Raw genomic sequence first — 20,855 nt, forward strand, 5'->3', positions numbered from 1 at the left:
CGCTCGCCGGCACCGGGCGGCGCAGCCGACCGTCGGTCTGGGTGGTGCTCGCCGCCGCCGTGGCCTGTGCCGTCAGCGGCACGCTGGTCGGGCTCGCCCCGGGGTACTGGCTGGTGGTGGCGCTGCTCCTGCCGACCGGGTTCTTCATGGTCTACTTCGCCCAGGCGGCCAACCAGCGGGTCCAGCTCGGTGTGGACGAGGCGTTCCGGGGTCGGGTGATGGCCCTGTGGGTGCTGGTGTTCCTGGGCACCAACCCGGTCGGGGCACCGGTGATCGGATGGATCGCTGAGACCTTCGGGGCCGGGGCCAGCATCTGGATGGGCGGTCTGATCTCGCTCGTCGCCGCCGTGATCGCGTTGGCCTGGCAGCTGCGCCGCGAGGGGGCCCGGCTCCGGCTGCGGGTGCTGCCCCGTCCCCGCTTCTACATCGTCTCGGCGGACTACTGACCCGTACCTACGGCAATGCCCCCGACGGGAATCCGTCGGGGGCATTGCCGTAGCTCTGACGGGTACCCCGGTCAGGGGCGCGTCGGCCCGTGGGCACGACGATTCCTGTCAGGGGTGTAGGCAGTGGGTCAGGAGGACTCGCGGGCCGCCGGACCGCTACCGAAGAGGACGTCGTCCCAGCTCGGCAGCCGCTTGCGGGGCTTGCCCGCGCTCTCGTTGGTGGACTCGGTGGCTGCCGCGCCCTGACGTCGAGGCCGCAGGACGGCGAGCGACGGCACGGCCGGGACCTCCTTCGGCGCGTCGGAGTCGTCTTCGAACGCCGAACCCTGACCCCCGCCGAGCAGGGCGGCAGCCCCACCGCCGACCGCCCGCTGGCGGTTGGTGTCCGCCCCGGCCAGGGCCGCCGGGGTACGCGGTTCCAGCCCGCGCCCGGAGGTCGAGCCGAGCGGACGGTCCAGGGAGGCGAGGAGTGCGTCTCGCCCGGCCCGGATCGGGTCCCGGCCGGACCGGCTGTTCTCCGACGGCGTCGGCAGCCCGTGGCCACCCCGGCTCGGTTCACCCCGCGAGGGTCCGGGCAGGGCGCGTCCGCTGCGCTCCGGTGCCGGCTCCTGGCCGAGGATCGGCGTGGGGCGCTCGGCGCACAGGTACTGCGCCATGTCGTCGTGGGGGACGACGTGCTGCCGGGTCTTGTCCAGGTCCCAGACCGCCTGGGCGGTGGCCTTGCCGGAGGGCCAGGTGGCCACGATCCGCCAGGTGCCGTCGTCGCGACGCCAGGCGTCCCAGGAGATCTTCTCGGTGTCGATGCCGTGCTGGGCCAGTCGACCGTTGACGACCTCGGCGAGCGGGGTCGGCTTGTCGGCACCCTTGAGTCGGGTACGCCGGGCGTGCTGGGCGAGCATGGCCCGCTCCTGGAGCACCGGACCCGCGTACCGCAGGACCCTGTCGACCGGGACCCCGGCGATCCGGGCCACGTCCTCGGCGGACTCTCCGGCCCGGATGCGGGCCTGGATGTCCCGAGGGGACAGGGACGGCACCATCTCCGCAGCCGGGTTGGCGCTGGCCACAGTGAGCGGCGCAGCGCCGGGCTCGGCGTGCAGGGCGGTAGCGATCCGTTCGTCGATGGGCAGGGCGAGCAGTCGCCCGACCTCGTCGGCGAGCACCAGGGCCTGGCCGTCCTCGGAGAGGGCGACGAAGCGTACTGGGCGCATAGCGTTGCCTCCGTCCCGCTTCGCTGGCCGTACGCCACGAGTCGGCCACCCGGGCGTCTCGCCCCACGGTACGCCCCTCGGGCAGCTGATGGGGGATGCCGCGCCCGCATGTCGCGGATGACCAGCCTGATCAGTCAGTCGGGGACCGCCACCCGTGCTGCGGCGACGGTCCCCTCGACGGTACGCCTCACCGGTGTCCGGTGACGACACCGGCCCGGGTACGGCCTCGGCTCAGAGCCGGTCGAGCACGTAGTCGATCGAGGCGGTGAGGGCCTCCACGTCGGCCGGCTCGATCGCCGGGAACAGCGCCACCCGGAGCTGGTTGCGGCCCAGCTTGCGGTACGGCTCGGTGTCCACGATGCCGTTGGCGCGCAGCGCCTTGGCGATCGCGGTGGCGTCCACCCCGTCGGCGAAGTCGACTGTGGCGACCACGTTCGACCGGAGGGCCGGGTCGGTGACGAACGGCGTCGCCACGCTGGAGCGCTCGGCCCAGCCGTAGACGATCGAGGCGCTCTCGGCCGTCCGCTTCGCCGCCCAGGTCAGCCCGCCCTGGGAGTTCATCCAGTCGGTCTGCTCGGCGGCCAGGAAGATCGTCGCCAGCGCCGGGGTGTTGTACGTCTGCTCCAGCCGCGAGTTGTCGATCGCGGTGACCAGGTCGAGGAAGGCCGGGATGTAGCGACCCGAGCCCTTGATCTCGGTCGCCCGCTCCAGGGCTGCCGGGGACATCAGGGCCAGCCACAGCCCACCGTCGGAGCCGAAGCACTTCTGCGGGGCGAAGTAGTAGACGTCGGTCTCGCCGACGTTCACGTCCAGCCCGCCCGCGCCGGAGGTGGCGTCGACCAGCAGGAGCGAACCCGGGTCGGCGCCGGCGACCCGGCTGATCGGCACCGCGACCCCGGTGGAGGTCTCGTTGTGCGGGGTGGCGTAGACGTCCACCCCGGCCTCGGCGGCCAGGGCCGGGGCGCTGCCCGGCTCCGCCTTGCGGACCGTCGGCTCACCCAGGAAGGGGGCGTCCTTGACGGACTTGGCGAACTTCGCGCCGAACTCGCCGAAGCTGGCGAACTGGGCCCGGTCCCGGACCAGCCCGAAGGTGGCCACCTCCCAGAACGCGGTGGTGCCACCGTTGCCGATGACGACCTCGTACCCCTCGGGGAGGGAGAAGAACTCGGCGATGCCGGAACGCAGGCGGGCGACCTGGTCGCGGACGGTCTTCTGCCGGTGCGAGGTGCCCAACACGCTGGTCGAGACGTCGGCGAGGGCAGAGACGGCCGCCGGACGGACCTTGGACGGCCCGCAGCCGAACCGTCCGTCGGCGGGCTTGAGGTCGTCGGGAATCCGGATGGTCGAAACGTCAGCCACGGTTATCGAAGATCCTTCCGCATGGGCGGGCGAGCCTCCATGTTCGCACCCGTGGCGGGTCGGCCGGTGGCTGGTCCCGGCCCGGGTGTTGAGGTGTCCACCACACAGTGAGTCCTGCGCCACAGAGGCCGTGTCAGCGCAGGTGGGGTGTGAGAGGGGTGCCCCGCTCGACAGCAGGCGTCGAGAAGGGGCCCTTCCTCTCAGACGCCGTGGGGGACGGCGTCCCAGCCCTCGACCTGCTGGGGGCGGCGGGGGGCCGGACCGACGTACCGGGCCGCCGGGCGGACCAGTCGGCTGAGCCTCTTCTGCTCCAGGATGTGCGCGCTCCACCCACCCATCCGGGCGCAGGTGAACATGGAGGTGAACATGTGGGCCGGCACCTCGGCGAAGTCCAGCACCACAGCCGACCAGAACTCGACGTTGGTGGCGAGCACCCGGTCCGGGCGGCGGGCCTGCAACTCGGCCAGCGCCGCCTTCTCCAGCGCCTCGGCGATCTCGAACCGGGGTGCGCCCAGCTCCCGGGCGGTCCGGCGCAGCACCCGGGCGCGCGGGTCCTCGGCCCGGTAGACCCGGTGGCCGAAGCCCATCAGCCGCTCGCCCCGGTCGAGCACGCCCTTGACGTACCCCTCGGCGTCGCCGCTGCGCTCCACCGCCTCCAGCATGGTCAGGACCCGGGAGGGGGCACCGCCGTGCAGGGGGCCGGAGAGCGCCCCGATCCCGGAGGAGATGCAGGCGGCGGCGTCCGCGCCGGTGGAGGCGACGATCCGGGCGGTGAAGGTGGAGGCGTTCAGGCCGTGCTCGGCGGCGGAGATGAAGTACGCGTCGACCGCCTTGACGTGTCGGGGGTCGGGCTCGCCGCGCCACCGCTTCATGAAGCGCTCGACGATCGTCTCCGCCTTGTCGATCTCCTTCTGCGGTACGGCGGGCAGACCGAGGCCCCGGGCGGACTGGGCGACGAAGGAGAGGGCGGTCACCGAGACGCGGGCCAGGTCCTCCCGGGCCTGGGCGTCGGAGATGTCGAGGAACTGGTCGAGCCCCCAGTACGGGGCGAGCATCGCCACGGCGGACTGCACGTCGACCCGGATGTCGCCGGAGTGCACCGGCACCGGGAACGGCTCCGCAGGGGGCAGGCCCGGACCGAACCGACCGTCGACGAGCAGCGCCCAGACGTTGCCGAAGGACACCTGACCGATCAGGTCCTCGATGTCCACCCCCCGGTAGCGCAGCGCGCCGCCCTCACGGTCCGGCTCGGCGATGGAGGTCTCGAACGCGACGACACCTTCGAGTCCGGGTTTGAAGTCAGCCATGTCGCTCTCCTGTACCTGGAGTAGGTACGCGCGGGTACCTGTCTGGTCGGAGCGCCCGGCCGGATACGAGGTCCGGCCTGGCCGGACGAGCGTCTCAGGCGATCCTCATGGATGTGTTCGTGACATCTTGCCTGGTGAGTAAACAGGGACGCGACCCGCTACCCGTGTGCTACGTGCGACACCGCCGCCGGTGCCGGTCTGCGATGCCCCGGTAACGCTGGGCAGAATGCCCTGGTCAGCTCGATTCGGCGCGGATCGGGCGGCGGGAGAGAGGATTCATGTGACGGGCGACACAGCGCTGCCAGCCGGGATGCGCCACGAGTATGCCGAGGAGGAAACGCTTTCCCGAGCCGATCTCGCCGCCGACTGGTGGACCCAGTTCGACAGGTGGTTCCGCCGGGCGGCGGACGCCGGGCTCCCCGAACCAAACGCGATGGTGCTCGGCACCGCCGACGCCGCCGGGCGGCCCAGCGCCCGTACCGTCCTGCTCAAGGGGTACGACCCCGAGGGCTTCGTCCTGTTCACCAACTACGACTCCCGCAAGGGCACCGAACTGGCCGCCAACCCGTACGCCAGCCTGGTGTTCCCCTGGTTCCCGATCCACAGGCAGGTGGTGGTCGCCGGTCGGGTGGCCCGGCTGACCCGGGCGGAGACCGAGGCGTACTTCGCCACCCGACCCCGGGGTTCGCAGTTGGGAGCCTGGGCCAGCCCCCAGTCCACTGTCATCGGGGAGCGGTCCGAGTTGACGGAGGGCTACCTGGCGGCGGAGCGCCGTTTCGCCGACGTCGACCCGATCCCCGCCCCGCCGCACTGGGGTGGGGTGCGGGTGCTTCCCGAGACCGTGGAGTTCTGGCAGGGCCGCCCCGACCGGCTGCACGACCGGCTCCGCTACCGGCGCACCGACACCGGTGGGTGGGCTGTCGAACGGCTCGCCCCGTGACCGACGTCCAGACCGAGGTGTCCGGGGACGGGGCGAAGCAGACCCGGGCACTGCGGCGGTGGGCGATCGACCTGCGGCCGTTGCGGGTGCCGGCGTACCGACGGTTGTGGCTCGGCAACGCGATAGCGATGTTCGGGTTCCAGATGACGGCGGTCGCCGTTCCGGTCGAGATGTACGCCCTGACCCGGGACTCGTTCTGGGTCGGCCTGCTGGGGGTGGCGTCGTTCGTACCGCTGCTGGTGTTCGGGCTCTGGGCCGGTGCGGTGGCCGACTCCCGGGACCGACGGCGGGTCCTGCTGGCGGGCTCGGTCCTGCTCTGGGCGTCGGTCCTGGGGCTGCTGGCCCAGGCGTTGCTCGGGGTCGGCAGCCCGGGACTCCTGCTGGCCCTGGTCGTCGTCCACTCGATCGCCTTCGCGATCAGTTCCCCGGCGCGCAGCGCGGCCCTGCCCCGGCTGCTGCCCCCGGACCTCCTGCCGGCGGCGACGACCCTGAACTTCACCACGTTCACCGCCGCCTCGGTGGTCGGTCCCCTCGGCGCCGGGGTGGTCTTCGCCGCCTTCGGCACCGACACCGGCCTGCCGATCGCGTACGCGCTGGACGCCGTGCTCTTCCTCGGCCTGGTGGTGGCCACCCTCCGGCTCCCGGCGATGCCCCCGGCCCCGGCGGCCGACGGGGAGCCGACCCGGGGTGGCCTGGCGGGTGTCCTGGACGGGCTGCGATACCTGTCCACCACCCCGATCCTGCTGCTCTCCTTCGCCGTCGACCTGGTGGCGATGATCATGGCGATGCCCCGGGCGCTCTTCCCGGAGATCGCCGAGGGGCGGTTCGGCGGGGGTGCTGCCGTCGGGTGGCTCTACAGCGCGATGGCGATCGGGGCGATGCTCGGCGGGCTCACCTCCGGATGGATCGGGCGACTGCGTCGGCAGGGGCTGGCCCTGATCCTCGCCGTGTTCGGGTGGGGCGTGGCCGTCGCCCTGGCCGGGCTCGCCCACCACCTCTGGCTGATGGTCGTCCTGCTCGCCGTGGCCGGTGTCGCCGACCTGGTCAGCGCGGTGGTCCGGCAGTCGATGCTCCTGGTGTACGCCCCGGACCGGATGCGCGGTCGACTCCAGGGGGTGAACACGGTGGTGGTGGCCGGGGGGCCTCGGCTGGGTGACCTCCGGGCGGGTGCGATGGCCACCGGGTTCGGCGGTGCCGGGGTGGCCTGGGTCGGCGGTGGGCTGGCCGCCGTCGTGCTGACCGGGCTCCTGGCTGTCGCCTTCCCGGCCCTGCGGCGGTACCGCCGCACCGATCCGGGGGACCCGTCCCCCTCCCCGCCGGGACCGTAGGTGACGTGGTCGGCGCGGAGCGACACGGATTGGTTAAGGTCCCGGGATGAACAACGTCGAGCCGAGCCCTGCGTCCGGGGCACAGTGGACCATTTCCGCCGCCGGTCACGAGGCGGTCGTCGTGGAGGTGGGCGGTGGGCTGCGGGCGTACCGCCACGACGACGTCGACTACCTCGACGGGTACGCGGTCGACGAGGTCTGCCCCGGCAGCGCCGGCCAGGTGCTCGCCCCGTGGCCGAACCGGATCCGGGACGGCCGGTACACCTTCGACGGGGTCGGCTACCGCCTGGCGCTGACCGAGCCGGGGCGTGGGGTGGCCCTGCACGGGCTGGTCAACTGGGCCCGGTGGCGGCTGGTGGAGCAGACCCCCGACGCGGTCACCGTCGAGTACGATCTGCCGCCCCAGCCGGCGTACCCGTGGGCGCTCCGGGTCCGGGGCCGGTGGAGCGTCGGCCCGGACGGGCTGCGGGTCGAGCACGAGGCGACGAACCTGGCCACCGCGACCGCCCCGTTCGGCTTCTCCGTCCACCCGTACCTGCGCCTGCCCGGGGTGGCAGTGGACGACCTGACCCTGGAGGTGCCGGCGCGCAAGCGGCTGGTGGTGGACAGCCGCCTCCTGCCGGTGGGGGCGACCCCCGTCGCGGGCACCGAGTACGACTACACCGAGCCCCGACGGATCGGCGACGCCCAGCTCGACACCGCCTTCGGCGAGGTCGTCAGGGACGCCGACGGGGGTTCGGCGGTGAGCCTGACCGGCCCGGACGGCTCGGCCGGGGTCACCGTCTGGGCGGATCGGCAGTTCGGGTGGTGGCAGGTGTTCACCGGGGACGCCCTCACCGGGGAGCGGCACCGCCGGTCGGTGGCGGTGGAGCCGATGACCTGCCCGCCGGACGCGTTCCGGTCCGGCCGGGATCTGATCAAGCTGGCCCCCGGCGAGACCTGGCGGGGTGCCTGGGGCCTGCGACCCGGCGTCTGAGCAGGTCGGGACCGGCATGGAGTTCACCGAGGTGGTCCGGCGTCGCCGGATGGTACGCAACTACGACCCGGACCGCCCGGTGCCGCCCGAACTGGTCCAGCGGCTGCTGGAGCACGCCACCCGTGCCCCGTCGGCCGGGTTCGCCCAGGGGTGGGCCTTCCTGGTGCTTGAGGAGCCGGCCGACCGGGACCGGTTCTGGGCGGCGGCCACCCCGGAGGGCGGCGGCCGGGCGCGGTGGCTGACCGGGATGCGTCGAGCCCCGCTGATCATCGTGCCGCACGCCAACCGCTCCGCCTACCTGGAGCGCTACGCCGAGCCGGACAAGGGCTGGACGGACCGGTCGACCGAGCGGTGGCCGGTGCCGTACTGGTACGTCGACACCGGGTTCGCGGCGCTGTTGATGCTGCTCACCGCAGTCGACGAGGGGCTGGGGGCGTGTTTCTTCGGCATCCCCCCGCAGCGGACGTCCGCCTACCGGTCGGCGTTCGGGGTGCCGAACGAGTACGATCCGATCGGCGCGGTGACCATCGGTTACCGTGCCGTCGACCATCGGTCACCGTCGTTGAAGCGAGGGCGTCGCCCGGTCGACGAGGTGGTCCACCGGGGTCGGTGGGGCTGACTCGTTCCGGTGTCGACAGGGCTACCAGCGGTGTCGACCAGGGTCGACACCGACGGCGCGGGCCGACGTCGGACGAGGGAGCAGAACGCGGCGTGCCGAGGGCGGTTAGGCTGGCGTGGTCATCGGCGCCGCGTACCCCGGCGCCGTACCGCGACCCTGCCCGGAGTCGTGGGTCGACCTGACCAGGGGAGGGGAGCGTTCGTCGTGATCTTCAGAGCGGTCCGGGACGGGCGTCCCTACCCGGAGCACCACCTGACGCTCAAGCAGTGGGCGGAGATTCCACCCCGTCCGCTGCGGCTGGACCAACTGATCACCACCAAGCGGGAGCTGGCCCTGGACAAGCTCCTCGCCGAGGACTCCACCTTCTACGGTGACCTCTTCCCGCACGTGGTCCAGTGGAACGGCGGGCTCTACCTGGAGGACGGGCTGCACCGGGCCCTGCGCGCCGCCCTCCAGCAGCGCAACCAGATCCACGCCCGGGTGTTCGTCTACTCCGGGCATCCGGAGTGACCCGAGCGTCGGGGTGACACCGGCGCACCCGACCGGGTCGACGGGCGGCTGTCGTACGGAGGACGTACCGTCATCCTCAGGAGGTCATCGACGGCGGTGACCTGTCGGCAGGAGGACGGTGAGGGCCATGTCGCGACAGAGGGACGACCAGCCCACAGGCGAGTTCCCGGGCGACTCCGGTTCCCGGCCGGCCGCACCACCGCCCCCCGCCCCCGGCGGGTCGTCGCGTGGCTCCGGGCGCGGGCTGCTGGTGGTGCTCGGTGCCGCCGCTCTGGCGGTGGTGGCCCTGCTCGGGTTGCAGACCACCAACCTGCTGCCCAACTTCCGCAACCCGTTCGCCGAGGAGCAGACCGACCGGACCGGCCCGACGCTGCTCAAGTCGATTCAGGACCTCAGCCGTTACGTGGCCGCCGAAGGCAACTTCCAGGTCGTGGTCGACCTGGAGAACGACAGGCGGAACGTGCCGGACTTCCTCCTTGGTGAGCGGACCCTCTTCGTCGGTGCGGGCAGTGTCGAGGCGTACGTCGACTTCGCCAAGATCGGCGAGGGTGCCGTGGTCCCCACCGAGGACGGCACGTCGGTCGAGATCAAGCTCCCCGCGCCGGAGCTCGGCAAGACCAACCTCGACATGGAGAAGAGCTACGTGGTCGCCCGGGAGCGTGGACTGCTCAACCGGATCGGCGACCTGGTCGACGGTGACCCGAACCGCCAGCAGCAGGTCTACCGGATGGCCGAGGAGCGGATCACCACCGCCGCCCGGGACAGCGGGCTGGCCGACCGGGCCCAGGAGAACACCCGCAAGATGCTGGAGCAGCTGCTCGGGTCGCTGGGTTACGACAAGGTCACCGTCACCTACACCGCTCCCTGATCCCGGACGAACTGATCCCGGACGAAGCAACCGCCCGCCCCGAGCACTCGGGGCGGGCGGTAGTGGTCTCCCGGTGTCGCGACGGTCCCGGTGTCGCGACGGTCCCGGTCACGCGGCGGCGCGACGGGTCCCGTGGTGTCGCGGTGGGCCGAAGCACTCCGGTGTCCCGGCGGGACGGGGTCAGTAGCCGGTGCGGGCGGCGTAGCGGTCCTCGTTGGGCATCAGCACCCAGAGCACCAGGTAGATGATGACCTGGGTGCCGGGCAGGAGCAGGGACAGCAGGAACAGCAGCCGGACCATGCCGGCGGACATGCCGAACCGCTGGGCCAGGCCGGCGCAGACACCGGCGAACATGCGCCCCTCGCGGGGCCGGACCAGTTTGCGACTCATCGTCGTCTCCCACTCTGCGGCGTCACGCCGCCTCTGCCTCCACGGTAGGAACGCTCCGGGTCCCCGCCCTCGCCCCCGAGGAGGATCCGTCGGTCCCGTCCCCGTAGGTGCTTACCCCGGCACCCTCCGTCCAACTCGTCGACCGGAGCGGTTCCCCGTGCCGTGGGCCGACCGGGAGGGGAGTTTCCGGAGGTGGACTGCCCCTCGGGGGGCCACAACCTTCCAAGATCTGCCGGGCGGGGCTGTTAGCCTTTTGTCGCGGTCATGAGGAGGCGACGGTGACGTCTGGCGTCGGGGCGTTGTGGTCGCACCGCAACGCGCTGCGCATCCTCGTCAAGCGGGATCTGGCGGTGAAGTACCAGCAGTCCGTCCTCGGGTACCTCTGGTCGTTGATCGAGCCGCTGGGGATGGGCGCGATCTACTTCTTCGTCTTCGGGGTGCTCTACTCCCGGGACACCGGCAGGTACCTGGGTGAGGCCGCCGACTCGTACCCGCTGTTCCTGATCACCGGGATCTTCGCCTGGATGTGGACCAGTTCCGCGTTGAGCGAGGCGACGAACGCCCTCACCGGCCAGGCCCGGCTGATCACCACGATGAACGTGCCCCGTCAGGTGTTCCCGATCGGGCGGGTGACGGGCCGGTTCGCCGAGTACGCCGCCGGACTGCCGATCCTGGTCGCGATCGCCGTCGCCTTCGCCCTCGCAGGTCGGATCGAGTTCGGCTGGTCGCTGCTGTCCCTGCCGTTGGCCGTCCTGGTGCAGGGCGTCCTGCTGATCGGGCTGGCGTTGCTGCTGTCGGCGTTCAACGTCCTGATGCGCGACATCGAACGGTTCATGCGGCTGGTGATCCGGGTGCTGTTCTACGCGTCGCCGATCATCTATCCCCTGGCCCTGGTCCGCGACTCGGACCTGCCCGGCTGGGTCAAACTCGGGTACGAACTGAACCCGCTGGTCGGGATCTTCCAGCTGCACCACGCGATCTGGTATCCGGACGAGTTCCCCTCGGCCCGGCTGCTGGCCACCACGATCGCCGGGAGTGTCCTGGTGCTGGTGGTCGGCTGGTGGGCGTTCCGTCGGCTCGAACCCGCCGTCCTCAAGGAACTGTGAATGGCCGAGCCGATCATCGAGGCCGACCAGCTCGGCATCCGCTTCGTCCGCAACCGGCGGCGTCAGCTGCGCCTGCGTGACCTGTTGATCCGCCGCCAGGCGGGGGCGTCGACGGACCGGTTCTGGCCGTTGCGGGACGTGTCCTTCCAGGTGGCTCCCGGGGACACGGTGGGCGTGATCGGGCGCAACGGCACCGGCAAGAGCACACTGCTGCGGTTGATCGCCGGGGTGCTGATCCCCGACGAGGGGCGGATCCGGGTCGGTGCCGACGTCGCCCCGCTGCTGGAGCTCTCCGCCGGGTTCTCCAACGACCTGACCGGCCGGGAGAACCTGTACCTCGTCGGCGGGCTGCACGGGCTCTCCACCGGCTACCTCAGGCGGCACTTCGACGAGATCGTCTCCTTCGCCGGTGAGCAGGTCGAACAGGCCATCGACACGGCGGTGCGGCACTACTCGTCGGGAATGAAGGTCCGACTCGGTTTCGCGATCATCTCGCACCTGCCGCACCCGATCCTGCTCATGGACGAGGTGACTGCGGTCGGGGACGCGGAGTTCCGTCAGAAGTGCTATGCGACGATCGACCGACTTCTCGGGGAGGGACGCACACTGGTGCTGGTGTCACACAACGAAAAGGACCTGACGAGGTTCTGCCGTCGAGGGCTCTACCTCGACGCCGGTCGGCTCACCGTGGACGGCACTGTCGACGAGGCGCTGAGCGCGTACCACGACGCGGTCGCCCGGTGACGCTCGCGATCGTGCTCGCCGCCGGTACGCCCGCGGCGGGGTTGCAGACGGGGACCGGTCAGTCGCTCGCCGACCGGTTGGCCACCCAGTGGCGGGAGGCCGGGGCGACGGACGTCAGGTACGCCGCCGACCTCGTCGAACTGGCCGAACTGGTGGCCGGGGCGACAGGTCCGGTGCTGGTCAGCGGGGCGGATCTGGTCGCGCACACCGCCGTACTGCGGCATCTGGCGACCAGCCCGGTGGGGCCGACGGTGGCGTTGGTGCTCACCGACCCGCCGGGGGCGGGTCGGACCTCGGTGCGTGAGGAGCGCGGCCAGGTGGTCGACGCCGGGCCGGCGCAGGAGTTGGCCGAGGGGGCGACCGGGACCTTCGGCGGTGCCCTCCGGGTCGGCGTCGACGACCTGCCGACGTTGGCCGCCGCCGCCCGGGCCGCAGCGACCGGGGTGGGGGCGCTGGCCGGGGGGATGGCCACCGAGGAGGCCCCGGCCGTGGACCGGCTCTTCGCCGGGCTCACCGCGCTGGGGACCCTGACCTTCGCCCACCGGGTACGCCTGCTCGTCGCCCACCGGGTCTCCGACGCCGCCGGGCTGGCCGCCGCCGAGGCGGCCGTCGGTGCCGTCGACGAGGACCGGGCCGAGCTGCGGCTGTCGGTCAAGGAGAAGGACGACTTCTTCACCACGTACTTCGTCAGCACCTGGTCGCCGCAGGTCACGAAGGCCTGCGCCCGGGTGGGGTTGGGTCCGACCGCCGTCACGATGATCTCGGTGGTCTTCGCGGCCGCCGCCGCGCTGCTGTTCGCCACCGGGTACCGTCCGGCGCTCGTCGCCGGTGGGGTCCTGCTCTACCTCGGGTTCGTGCTCGACTGCGTGGACGGTCAGCTGGCCCGCTACACCAGGCACTTCAGCGCCTGGGGCGGCTGGTTGGACACGATGGCCGACCGGGCCAAGGAGTACCTGGTCTATGCGGGTCTCGGGTTCGGGGCCACCCAGGCCGGGTTCCGCTGGGGTTGGGCGTTGGCCATCGCGGCGATGACGTTGCAGACCGTCCGGCACATGACCGACGCCTGGTACGGGGTGCTGCACGACGAGGCGGCCCGTCGACCGAAGGCCGTCGCCACCGGTGGGGGTGGGATCGGCGACCGGCTCAACGCCGCGTCGAACCGGGTGCAGGCCGACACCGGTTCGGTGTCGTACTGGTTGAAGCGGACTGTGGTCTTCCCGATCGGGGAGCGGTGGGCGTTGATCGCCCTGGCGACCGCCCTGTTCAGCCCTCGGGTGGCCCTGGTGGCCGTCCTGGTCTGGGGGACGTTGGCGTTGGCGTACACGGGGGCGCTGCGGACCCTGCGGGCCCGGTGGATGTGGGTGCCGGTGCTGGACACGGTGGACGCGACACTGCACCGCGACGACGGGCCGTTGGCCGCCCGGCTGCCGGTGCTGCGGGCCGTGGGTCCGCTGACCCTGGCTGCTCTCGGGGCGCTCGGTGCGGCGGGGCTCCTGGTGGCCGGGCTGGTCGGGGAGCCTACCGGGTCGCGGTGGATGGTGCCCGTGGCGTTCGTGGTGTTGCTGCTGGCCGGGCTGGGTGCGGGGGCGACCCACAACGGGCCGCTGGACTGGCTGGTCCCGGCGGCGTTGCGGGCCGGGGAGTACCTCTTCGCGATAGCGGTCGGGGTGATCGGCGACGTACCCGCGTGGTTGATCTTCGGGTACGTCTTCGTCCTGACCCTGCACCACTACGACCTGGTGGCCCGGTTGGAGAAGCGACAGGCCGCCCCCCCGCTGCACGGGGTGACGCTGGGCTGGGAAGGCCGCTCGATGCTGTTGATGATCGTGTCGATCGCCGGAATTACCGGTTTCGGGATGGCTACACTGATTGTGTACCTTTTGGTGGCCTTCGTGGCGAGTGTGGTCCTCGCCTGGGTGGTCCGGCCGACCCGGACGGTGCGACAGGCCGCCGCCACGGAGACCGTGGGAAGCCGCCCGCCCGGCTGACGAGGAGGAGCCGGCCCCGATGACACTGGTCAGTTTCGTCGTGCCGGCCTACCGGGTCCAGGCGTACCTGCGGGAGTGCCTGGACTCGATCCTCGACCAACCCTTCGACGACTTCGAGGTGATCGGGGTCGACGACGGGTCACCGGACTCCAGCGGTGACATCCTCGCCGGGTACGCCGACCGGGACCCCCGGGTCCGGGTGCTCCGGCTGCCCCACAACGTCGGCCTCGGTCCGGCCCGCAACGCCGGGCTGGACCGGGCCGCCGGTGACTACGTCTGGTTCCTCGACTCCGACGACTGGCTCGTCCCGGACTGTCTCCCCGAGGTGGTCGCCCGGCTGCGCGCCACGGCCCCCGACGTCCTCGTCGTCGACCACGTCCGGCGGGGCTGGAACGACTCGGCAGGCCACAGCGCGTGGACCGAGGTCCTCCCCACCGGCGTCGACGAGGACACCTTCGACCTGGCCGAACGCCCGGAGGTGCTGCGCCTGCTGCACGTCGCCTGGAACCGGGTGCTGCGTCGGGAGTTCCTGCTCGACTCGCAGCTGCGCTTCGCCCCCGGCTGGTACGAGGACGTGTCGTTCACGTACCCGGTGATGCTCGCCGCCCGGCGGATCGGCGTACTGGACCGGGTCTGCGTCAACTACCGTCAGCGGCGCACCGGCGCGATCACCAGGACCCGGGGCGAGCGGCACTTCGAGGTCTTCGAGCAGTGGGACCGGGTGTTCCGGTGGCTGGACGGACAGGAGGCCGCCGGGGACCCGGACCGGGCCGCCCGGGTGGCGCTGCTGCGTCCGGTGGTGTTCGAGCGGATGGTCTGGCACTACCTGACGGTGCTGGGCAACGGCGAGCGGATCGCGCCCCGGCTGCGTCAGGGGTTCTTCGCCCGGATCACCGCCGACGTGCAGCGCTGGTCGCCGCCGGGCGGCCCACCGGTCCCGCCGGGGGTGGCCGGGGTGCGGCACCGCCTGGTGACCGGGGGCCACTGGGGCACCTTCACCGCGCTCCGCCGGGCAAACCAGGTCGGCCGGACGGCCCGTCGGACCGTCCGGGTGGTCCGCCGTCGGGCGGTGCCGGCGCTGCGGACCGGCCGCAACGCCATCGGGTACGGCTACTACCGCGCCCAACTGCGCCGTCCGATCGACGAGGACCTCGCCGTGTACGCGGCCTACTGGTACCGGGGCTACGCCTGCAACCCGGCCGCCGTGTACGAGGCGGCCCGCCGGCTGGCGCCACAGATCCGGGGGGTGTGGATCGTCCGGCGGGACCGGGTGGACCGCCTCCCCTCCGGGGTGGAGTACGTGGTGGCGGGCAGCGCGGCGTACCACAGGGTGTTGGCGCGGGCGAAGTGGCTGGTCAACAACGTCAACTTCCCCGACTTCGTCGTCAAGCGGCAGGGGTCGGTGCACCTCCAGACCCACCACGGGACCCCGGTCAAGGTGATGGGGCTGGACCAGCAGCGGTATCCGGTCGGGGCCACCGGGATGGACTTCGCCGGGCTGCTGCGCCGGGTGGACAGGTGGGACTTCAGCGTCAGCGCGAACCGGTTCTCCACCGAGATGTGGGAGCGGGCTTACCCGGCGGCGTACACCACCCTGGAGTACGGCTACCCCCGCAACGACCGGCTGGTCACGGCCACCGCCGAGGAGGTGGACCGGATCCGGGCCCGGCTCGGGCTGACCGGTCCCGGCCCGGTGGTGTTGTACGCACCTACCCACCGCGAACACCTGCCCCGGTACCACCCGCCGTTGCGCCCGGAGGCGTTGCTCGACGTCCTCGGGCCGACCGGTCGGCTCCTGCTGCGCAGCCACTACTTCCACGACCGGGAGCGGGGACGTCGACAGGCGTCCACGGGCCGGGTGCTCGACGTCAGCGACCACGACCGGGTCGAGGACCTCTATCTCGTCGCCGACGTGCTGGTCACCGACTACTCGTCGGCGATGTTCGACTACGCGGTCCTGGACCGGCCGATGGTGGTGTACGCCCCGGACTGGGACGCGTACCGGGCGGCCCGGGGGGTCTACCTCGACGTGGTCACCGAGGCCCCGGGGGCGGTCGCCACCGACTTCGACGGGCTCCTCGACCTGTTCCGGTCCGGTGAGGTGTGGTCGGCGGCTGCCCAGGCGGCCCGGCACCGGTTCCGGGAACGGTTCTGCGGTCTCGACGACGGGCACGCGGCCGAGCGGGTGGTACGCCGGGTCTTCCTCGGTGAGCCGTCGGCTACCGAGGGGTAGATCCGTAATACGGCTGTCACGCGGGCAACATGGCACGTTCACCCGATGTGCGGATGGCATGAAACTGGTCACAGTCATTCCAATTTCGGCGATCAGTTACGGGGAGGTGACGGTGACCACCGTCGCGTTGAAGGACGTCACCAAGGTGTTCCCGGGCGGAGCACTGGCGGTCGACGCTGTCAACCTGGACGTGACCGACGGCGAGTTCATGGTCCTGCTGGGCCCCTCCGGGTGTGGGAAGTCCACCCTGTTGCGGATGGTCGCCGGGCTGGAGGAACCGACCAGCGGTGACGTGCTGCTCGACGGTGAACTGGCGAACGACCTGCCCCCCGGGGACCGGGGGATCGCCATGGTCTTCCAGGACTTCGCGCTCTACCCGCACATGACGGTGGGGGAGAACATCGCGTTTCCGCTCCGGCTCTCCGGGGTCCAGCCGGCACCCCGGGGCGAACGGGTCGCCGACGTGGCCGCCGCCCTCGGTATCGGTGACCTGCTCGGACGCAAGCCGAGTCAGCTCTCCGGCGGGCAGCGGCAGCGGGTCGCCATGGGTCGGGCGATCGTCCGTCGGCCCGGCCTGTTCCTGATGGACGAACCACTGTCCAACCTGGACAGCGGGCTCCGGGCCGAGCTGCGGGCCGAGATCTCCGCCCTCACCCGGGAGCTGGGGGTGACCACCATCTACGTCACCCACGACCAGGCCGAGGCGCTCACCATGGCCGACCGGGTGGCCATCATGCGGCGCGGGGTCCTCCAGGACGTCGGCACCCCCACCCAGGTGTACGGCCGCCCGGCCACCCTGCACGTCGCGGCCTTCCTCGGCAGCCCCCGGATGAACCTGCTGGAGGCGTCGGTCTACGTGCACCTGGACCGGTACGTCCAGCTCAGGATCGGTGAGCAGTCGCTCTACCTGCCCTGGACCGACATCCGGAGCCGGGCCGTGGCGCACTACCACGGTGAGCGGATCGTCGTCGGGATGCGGGCCGAGGCGCTGACCCCGGTGGTCCCGGACGCCCAGGGCGACGTCCTGCGGGGCCGGATCCGCTACCTGGAGCACCACGGACACGAGTCGTTGGCGTACCTCGACATCGGGGCCACCGCCGTCCTCGTCGACGAGATGGGTGGCCCGGTGCCGGGGGCGGTGCCCGGCCAGCGGGGACTGCGCCGGTTCGGGAAGGTCATGTCCCGGCTGACCGGACGACAGGCCCCCGCCGAGGAGCCGTCGGGTCAGACCGGCGGCGGCAACGGCGGGAGCGTCCTCAGCGACGCAGGCCGCCACCACCGCCGTCCGGCCGAACTGGCCGTCCGGCTCGCCCCGTACCCGGCGGTCTCCGGCGGACACCCGCTGGCCGTGGCGGTCCGGATGGACGCCGTGCACTTCTTCGGTGAGCGGGGGGAGCGCATCGACGTCGGTCGGCGGTGAGCGGGGCGTTCCCGTCGCCGGTCGCTGGACCCGCCCGGACGCGTCGTGCCGGAGGCAACACCCTGGGTGATCAAGGCCCGAACGGCGTTTGCCGGGTCCGTCGGATGGATAGTGTCAGACCGTGCTGGGCTTACCCGCTGGTGTGACCGCCTGTCTCTTCGATCTGGACGGTGTGCTGACGCAGACCGCCCTCGTGCACAACGCCGCGTGGAAACAGACCTTCGACACGTTCCTGCGCGCCCACGCGGAGGCCACCGGTGTGCCGTTCGTGCCCTTCGACCCGGGACCGGACTACCACCGGTACGTCGACGGTCGGCCCCGCGCCGACGGGGTGCGGGCCTTCCTCGCCTCCCGGGGGGTCGTGCTGCCCGAGGGCGGCCCCGACGACCCGCCGGACGCCGCCACCGTCAACGGGCTCGGCAACCGCAAGAACGCCGTCCTGCTCGACCGGATGAACCGGGACGGCGTGCAGGTCTATCCCGGATCGGTGCGGTACCTCACCGAGGTCGCCGCCGCCGGGATGCGGCGGGCCGTCGTCTCGGCCAGCGCCAACTGCAAGCAGGTGGTCAAGGCCGCCGGGCTGGCACCCCTGCTCGAGGTACGGGTGGACGGCCTGGTCGCCCGCGACGAGGGGCTGCGCGGCAAGCCGCACCCGGACACCTTCCTGCGCGCCGCCGAGGTGCTCGGGGTCGACCCGTCCCAGGCGGCGATCTTCGAGGACGCCCAGGCCGGGGTGGCCGCCGGCCGGGCCGGGGGCTTCGGGTACGTGGTCGGGGTCGACCGGGTCGGTCAGGCCGACCAACTGCTGGCACACGGTGCCGACGTCGTCGTCACGGACCTGGCCGACCTGCTCGGCGACGGCACACCGCAGGGCGAGGGGGACGGCACATGATCCGCGAACGGGCCTATCCGGTCGATCCGTGGCACGTCCGGGAGGTCCGGCTCGACATGGACGTCCTGGCCCAGTCCGAGTCGGTCTTCGCGCTCTCCAACGGGCACATCGGGCTGCGCGGGAACCTCGACGAGGGCGAGCCGCACGGCCTGCCCGGGACGTACCTCAACTCCTTCTACGAGCTGCGTCCGCTGCCGTACGCGGAGGCGGGGTTCGGGTTTCCCGAGTCCGGGCAGACCATCGTCAACGTCACGAACGGCAAGCTGATCCGGTTGCTCGTCGACGACGAACCGCTCGACGTCAGGTACGGCGAACTCCTCGACCACGAGCGGGTGTTGGACCTGCGGGTCGGCACCCTGCACCGGCGGCTGCACTGGCGCTCCCCGGCCGGACGGGAGGTGAAGGTCAGCAGCACCCGGCTGGTCTCCTTCACCCAGCGGTCGGTCGCCGCGATCAGCTACGAGGTGGAGGCCGTCGGCGGCCCCCTGCGGCTGATCCTCCAGTCGCAGTTGGTGGCGAACGAGGCGCTGCCGGCGCAGAGCAAGGACCCCCGGGTGGCGGCGGTCCTCGAATCGCCACTGCTGGCCGAGGAGGAGTTGACCACCAAGGACGGGGGTCTGCTCATCCACCGGACGAAGGTCTCCGGGCTTCGGGTGGCCGCCGCGATGGCCCACGAGGTCACCGGCCCGGAGCACACCACCGTCGACAGCGAGGGGTACGAGGACTGGGTGCGTACCACAATCGGGTGCGTCCTCGCCCCCGGGCAGAAACTGCGGGTGGTCAAGTACCTCGCCTACGGCTGGTCCTCCCGGCGGTCCCTGCCGGCGCTGCGCGACCAGGTCGGGGCGGCGCTGGCGGCGGCCCGGCTGGACGGCTGGGACGGGCTGCGTCGGGCGCAGCGGGAGCACCTCGACGAGTTCTGGGACGCCGCCGACGTCCGGGTCGAGGGGGACCCGGAGGTGCAGCAGGCCGTCCGGTTCGGGCTGTTCCACGTGCTCCAGGCCGGTGCGCGGGCCGAACGGCGACCCATCTCGGCGAAGGGCCTGACCGGTCCCGGGTACGACGGGCACGCCTTCTGGGACACCGAGATGTTCGTCCTCCCGGTGCTCACCTACACCCAGCCGCACGCCGTACGCGACGCCCTGTACTGGCGGCACTCCACCCTCGACCAGGCCCAGGACCGGGCCCGGACGCTCAACCTGCGGGGTGCGGCGTTCCCGTGGCGCACCATCGAGGGACCCGAGTCGTCGGCGTACTGGCCGGCGGGGACGGCTGCCTTCCACATCGCCGCCGACGTCGCCGACGCGGTCCGCCGCTACGTCCTGGCCACCGGGGACACCCAGCTGGAACGGGAGATCGGGCTGGAGCTGCTGGTGGAGACCGCCCGACTGTGGCGGTCGCTGGGCCACCACGACCGGCACGGCAGGTACCACATCGACGGGGTCACCGGCCCCGACGAGTACACAGCCGTCAAGAACGACAACATCTACACCAACCTGATGGCCCAGCGGAACCTCCTCACCGCCGCCGAGGTGGCGATGCGGCTACGGGACGAGGCGCTGGATCTGGGGGTGACCGAGGAGGAGGCCGCCGCCTGGCGGGACGCGGCGCACTCGATGACCATCCCGTACGACGAGGAACTGGACGTCCACGAGCAGGTCGAGGGCTTCACCCGGTTGCAGGAGTGGGACTTCGAGCACACCCCGCCCGACAAGTACCCGCTCCTGCTGCACTTCCCGTACTTCGACCTCTACCGCAAGCAGGTGGTCAAGCAGGCGGACCTGGTCCTGGCGATGCACTGGCGCGGGGACGCGTTCACCGCCGCGCAGAAGACCCGCAACTTCAACTACTACGAGCGGCGTACGGTGCGGGACTCGTCCCTGTCGGCGTGCACCCAGGCGGTGTTGGCAGCCGAGGTCGGCGATCTCCAGTTGGCCCACGCCTACCTGCGGGAAGCCGCCCTGATGGACCTGCACGACCTCAACGAGAACACCCGCGACGGGGTGCACATGGCGTCCCTGGCGGGTGCCTGGATCGCGTTGGTCGCCGGGTTCGGCGGGCTCCGAGACCACGACGGGACGCTCTCGTTCGCGCCCCGGCTGCCCTCCGGGCTGACCCGACTGGAGTTCTCCCTCCAGTGGCGGCAGTCGCGGGTGCACGTGGACGTGCGGTCACACCAGACGACGTACGCCCTGCGCCCCGCTGGCCCGGTGGCCGCCATCGAACTGCGTCACCACGGGGAGTCGGTGCAGGTCACCCGGGCCCAGCCGACGATCCTGCCGAATCCGCCGGCCGAGCCGTTGGCACCCGTACCCGAGCAGCCCGCCGGTCGGGCCCCGCTCACCCACGCCCCGCAGTGACGGGCCCCGCTCGCCCACGCCCCGCAGTGACGGGCCCCGCTCGCCCACGCCCCGCAGTGACGGGTGCCGCTCGCCCACGCCCCGCAGTGACGGGTGCCGCTCGCCCACGCCCCGCAGTGACGGGTGCCGCTCGCCCACGCCCCGCAGTGACGGGTGCCGCT

General features: G+C 72.0%; 18 protein-coding genes. 14 read left to right on the forward strand and 4 right to left on the reverse strand.

From position 1 onward, the window contains the following. Nucleotides 1–446 (forward strand): MFS transporter (locus ABT336_RS21690; RefSeq protein ID WP_350898455.1); only part of this gene is annotated, 446 nt, incomplete at its 5' end. Nucleotides 447–574: 128 nt separating this feature from the next. On the opposite strand, the gene sepH is transcribed toward ABT336_RS21690, so the two are convergent. The 3 genes from sepH to ABT336_RS21705 form a co-directional block, all read right to left on the reverse strand. Continuing rightward, nucleotides 575–1,654, reverse strand: a complete 1,080-nt coding sequence (gene sepH, locus ABT336_RS21695; RefSeq protein ID WP_350898456.1) for a septation protein SepH — start codon at nucleotides 1,652–1,654, stop codon at nucleotides 575–577. Between the two features lie 231 nt (nucleotides 1,655–1,885). After that, a complete protein-coding gene (gene serC / locus ABT336_RS21700) occupies nucleotides 1,886–3,013 on the reverse strand; it encodes a phosphoserine transaminase (RefSeq protein ID WP_350898457.1) in 1,128 nt (375 codons plus the stop codon). A 200-nt stretch (nucleotides 3,014–3,213) separates the two neighbouring features. Continuing rightward, the gene (locus ABT336_RS21705) at nucleotides 3,214–4,320 is read right to left on the reverse strand and encodes a citrate synthase 2 (RefSeq protein WP_350898458.1); all 1,107 of its coding nucleotides are present in this window, start codon (nucleotides 4,318–4,320) and stop codon (nucleotides 3,214–3,216) included. 274 nt (nucleotides 4,321–4,594) lie between these two features. Here ABT336_RS21705 and pdxH point away from each other — a divergent pair, with 274 nt between their 5' ends. From pdxH to ABT336_RS21735, 6 genes are all read left to right on the forward strand, one after another. Next, complete coding sequence (pdxH, locus tag ABT336_RS21710) at nucleotides 4,595–5,260, forward strand: pyridoxamine 5'-phosphate oxidase (RefSeq protein ID WP_350898470.1); 666 nt, start codon at nucleotides 4,595–4,597, stop codon at nucleotides 5,258–5,260. A gap of 17 nt (nucleotides 5,261–5,277) precedes the next feature. Then, the gene (locus tag ABT336_RS21715) at nucleotides 5,278–6,588 is read left to right on the forward strand and encodes an MFS transporter (protein WP_502891231.1); all 1,311 of its coding nucleotides are present in this window, start codon (nucleotides 5,278–5,280) and stop codon (nucleotides 6,586–6,588) included. A 46-nt stretch (nucleotides 6,589–6,634) separates the two neighbouring features. Further along, on the forward strand, nucleotides 6,635–7,564 hold the full coding sequence (locus tag ABT336_RS21720; RefSeq protein WP_350898459.1) for an aldose 1-epimerase family protein: 930 nt from the start codon (nucleotides 6,635–6,637) through the stop codon (nucleotides 7,562–7,564). A 16-nt stretch (nucleotides 7,565–7,580) separates the two neighbouring features. Further along, the gene (locus ABT336_RS21725) at nucleotides 7,581–8,183 is read left to right on the forward strand and encodes a nitroreductase family protein (RefSeq protein WP_350898460.1); all 603 of its coding nucleotides are present in this window, start codon (nucleotides 7,581–7,583) and stop codon (nucleotides 8,181–8,183) included. A 204-nt stretch (nucleotides 8,184–8,387) separates the two neighbouring features. Then, on the forward strand, nucleotides 8,388–8,693 hold the full coding sequence (locus ABT336_RS21730) for a type II toxin-antitoxin system VapB family antitoxin (protein WP_350898461.1): 306 nt from the start codon (nucleotides 8,388–8,390) through the stop codon (nucleotides 8,691–8,693). Nucleotides 8,694–8,820: 127 nt separating this feature from the next. Further along, entirely contained in the window at nucleotides 8,821–9,561 is a 741-nt protein-coding gene (locus ABT336_RS21735) for a DUF4230 domain-containing protein (protein ID WP_350898462.1), read from the forward strand. Between the two features lie 180 nt (nucleotides 9,562–9,741). Here ABT336_RS21735 and ABT336_RS21740 read toward each other — a convergent pair whose 3' ends face one another. Continuing rightward, entirely contained in the window at nucleotides 9,742–9,951 is a 210-nt protein-coding gene (locus ABT336_RS21740) for a PspC domain-containing protein (protein ID WP_350898463.1), read from the reverse strand. A 278-nt stretch (nucleotides 9,952–10,229) separates the two neighbouring features. Between ABT336_RS21740 and ABT336_RS21745 the strand changes: the two genes are divergently transcribed. From ABT336_RS21745 to ABT336_RS21775, 7 genes are all read left to right on the forward strand, one after another. Next, a complete protein-coding gene (locus ABT336_RS21745; RefSeq protein WP_350898464.1) occupies nucleotides 10,230–11,057 on the forward strand; it encodes an ABC transporter permease in 828 nt (275 codons plus the stop codon). Next, nucleotides 11,058–11,801, forward strand: coding sequence for an ABC transporter ATP-binding protein (locus ABT336_RS21750; protein ID WP_350898465.1), 744 nt, complete (start codon nucleotides 11,058–11,060; stop codon nucleotides 11,799–11,801). It abuts the gene before it with no gap. Further along, entirely contained in the window at nucleotides 11,798–13,789 is a 1,992-nt protein-coding gene (locus ABT336_RS21755) for a DUF5941 domain-containing protein (RefSeq protein WP_502891230.1), read from the forward strand. Before ABT336_RS21750 ends, ABT336_RS21755 begins: the two co-directional genes overlap by 4 nt. Nucleotides 13,790–13,808: 19 nt before the next feature. Further along, nucleotides 13,809–16,022 (forward strand): bifunctional glycosyltransferase/CDP-glycerol:glycerophosphate glycerophosphotransferase, encoded by a 2,214-nt coding sequence (locus tag ABT336_RS21760; protein WP_350898466.1) that lies wholly within the window; start codon nucleotides 13,809–13,811, stop codon nucleotides 16,020–16,022. 112 nt (nucleotides 16,023–16,134) lie between these two features. Further along, complete coding sequence (locus ABT336_RS21765; RefSeq protein ID WP_350898467.1) at nucleotides 16,135–17,442, forward strand: ABC transporter ATP-binding protein; 1,308 nt, start codon at nucleotides 16,135–16,137, stop codon at nucleotides 17,440–17,442. A 121-nt stretch (nucleotides 17,443–17,563) separates the two neighbouring features. Next, a complete protein-coding gene (locus ABT336_RS21770) occupies nucleotides 17,564–18,334 on the forward strand; it encodes a beta-phosphoglucomutase family hydrolase (protein ID WP_350898468.1) in 771 nt (256 codons plus the stop codon). Beyond that, nucleotides 18,331–20,694, forward strand: coding sequence for a glycoside hydrolase family 65 protein (locus ABT336_RS21775; protein ID WP_350898469.1), 2,364 nt, complete (start codon nucleotides 18,331–18,333; stop codon nucleotides 20,692–20,694). Before ABT336_RS21770 ends, ABT336_RS21775 begins: the two co-directional genes overlap by 4 nt. Nucleotides 20,695–20,855 lie beyond the last annotated feature (161 nt).

The sequence above is a fragment of the Micromonospora sp. NPDC000207 genome (assembly GCF_040300925.1).
GTDB lineage: Bacteria > Actinomycetota > Actinomycetes > Mycobacteriales > Micromonosporaceae > Micromonospora.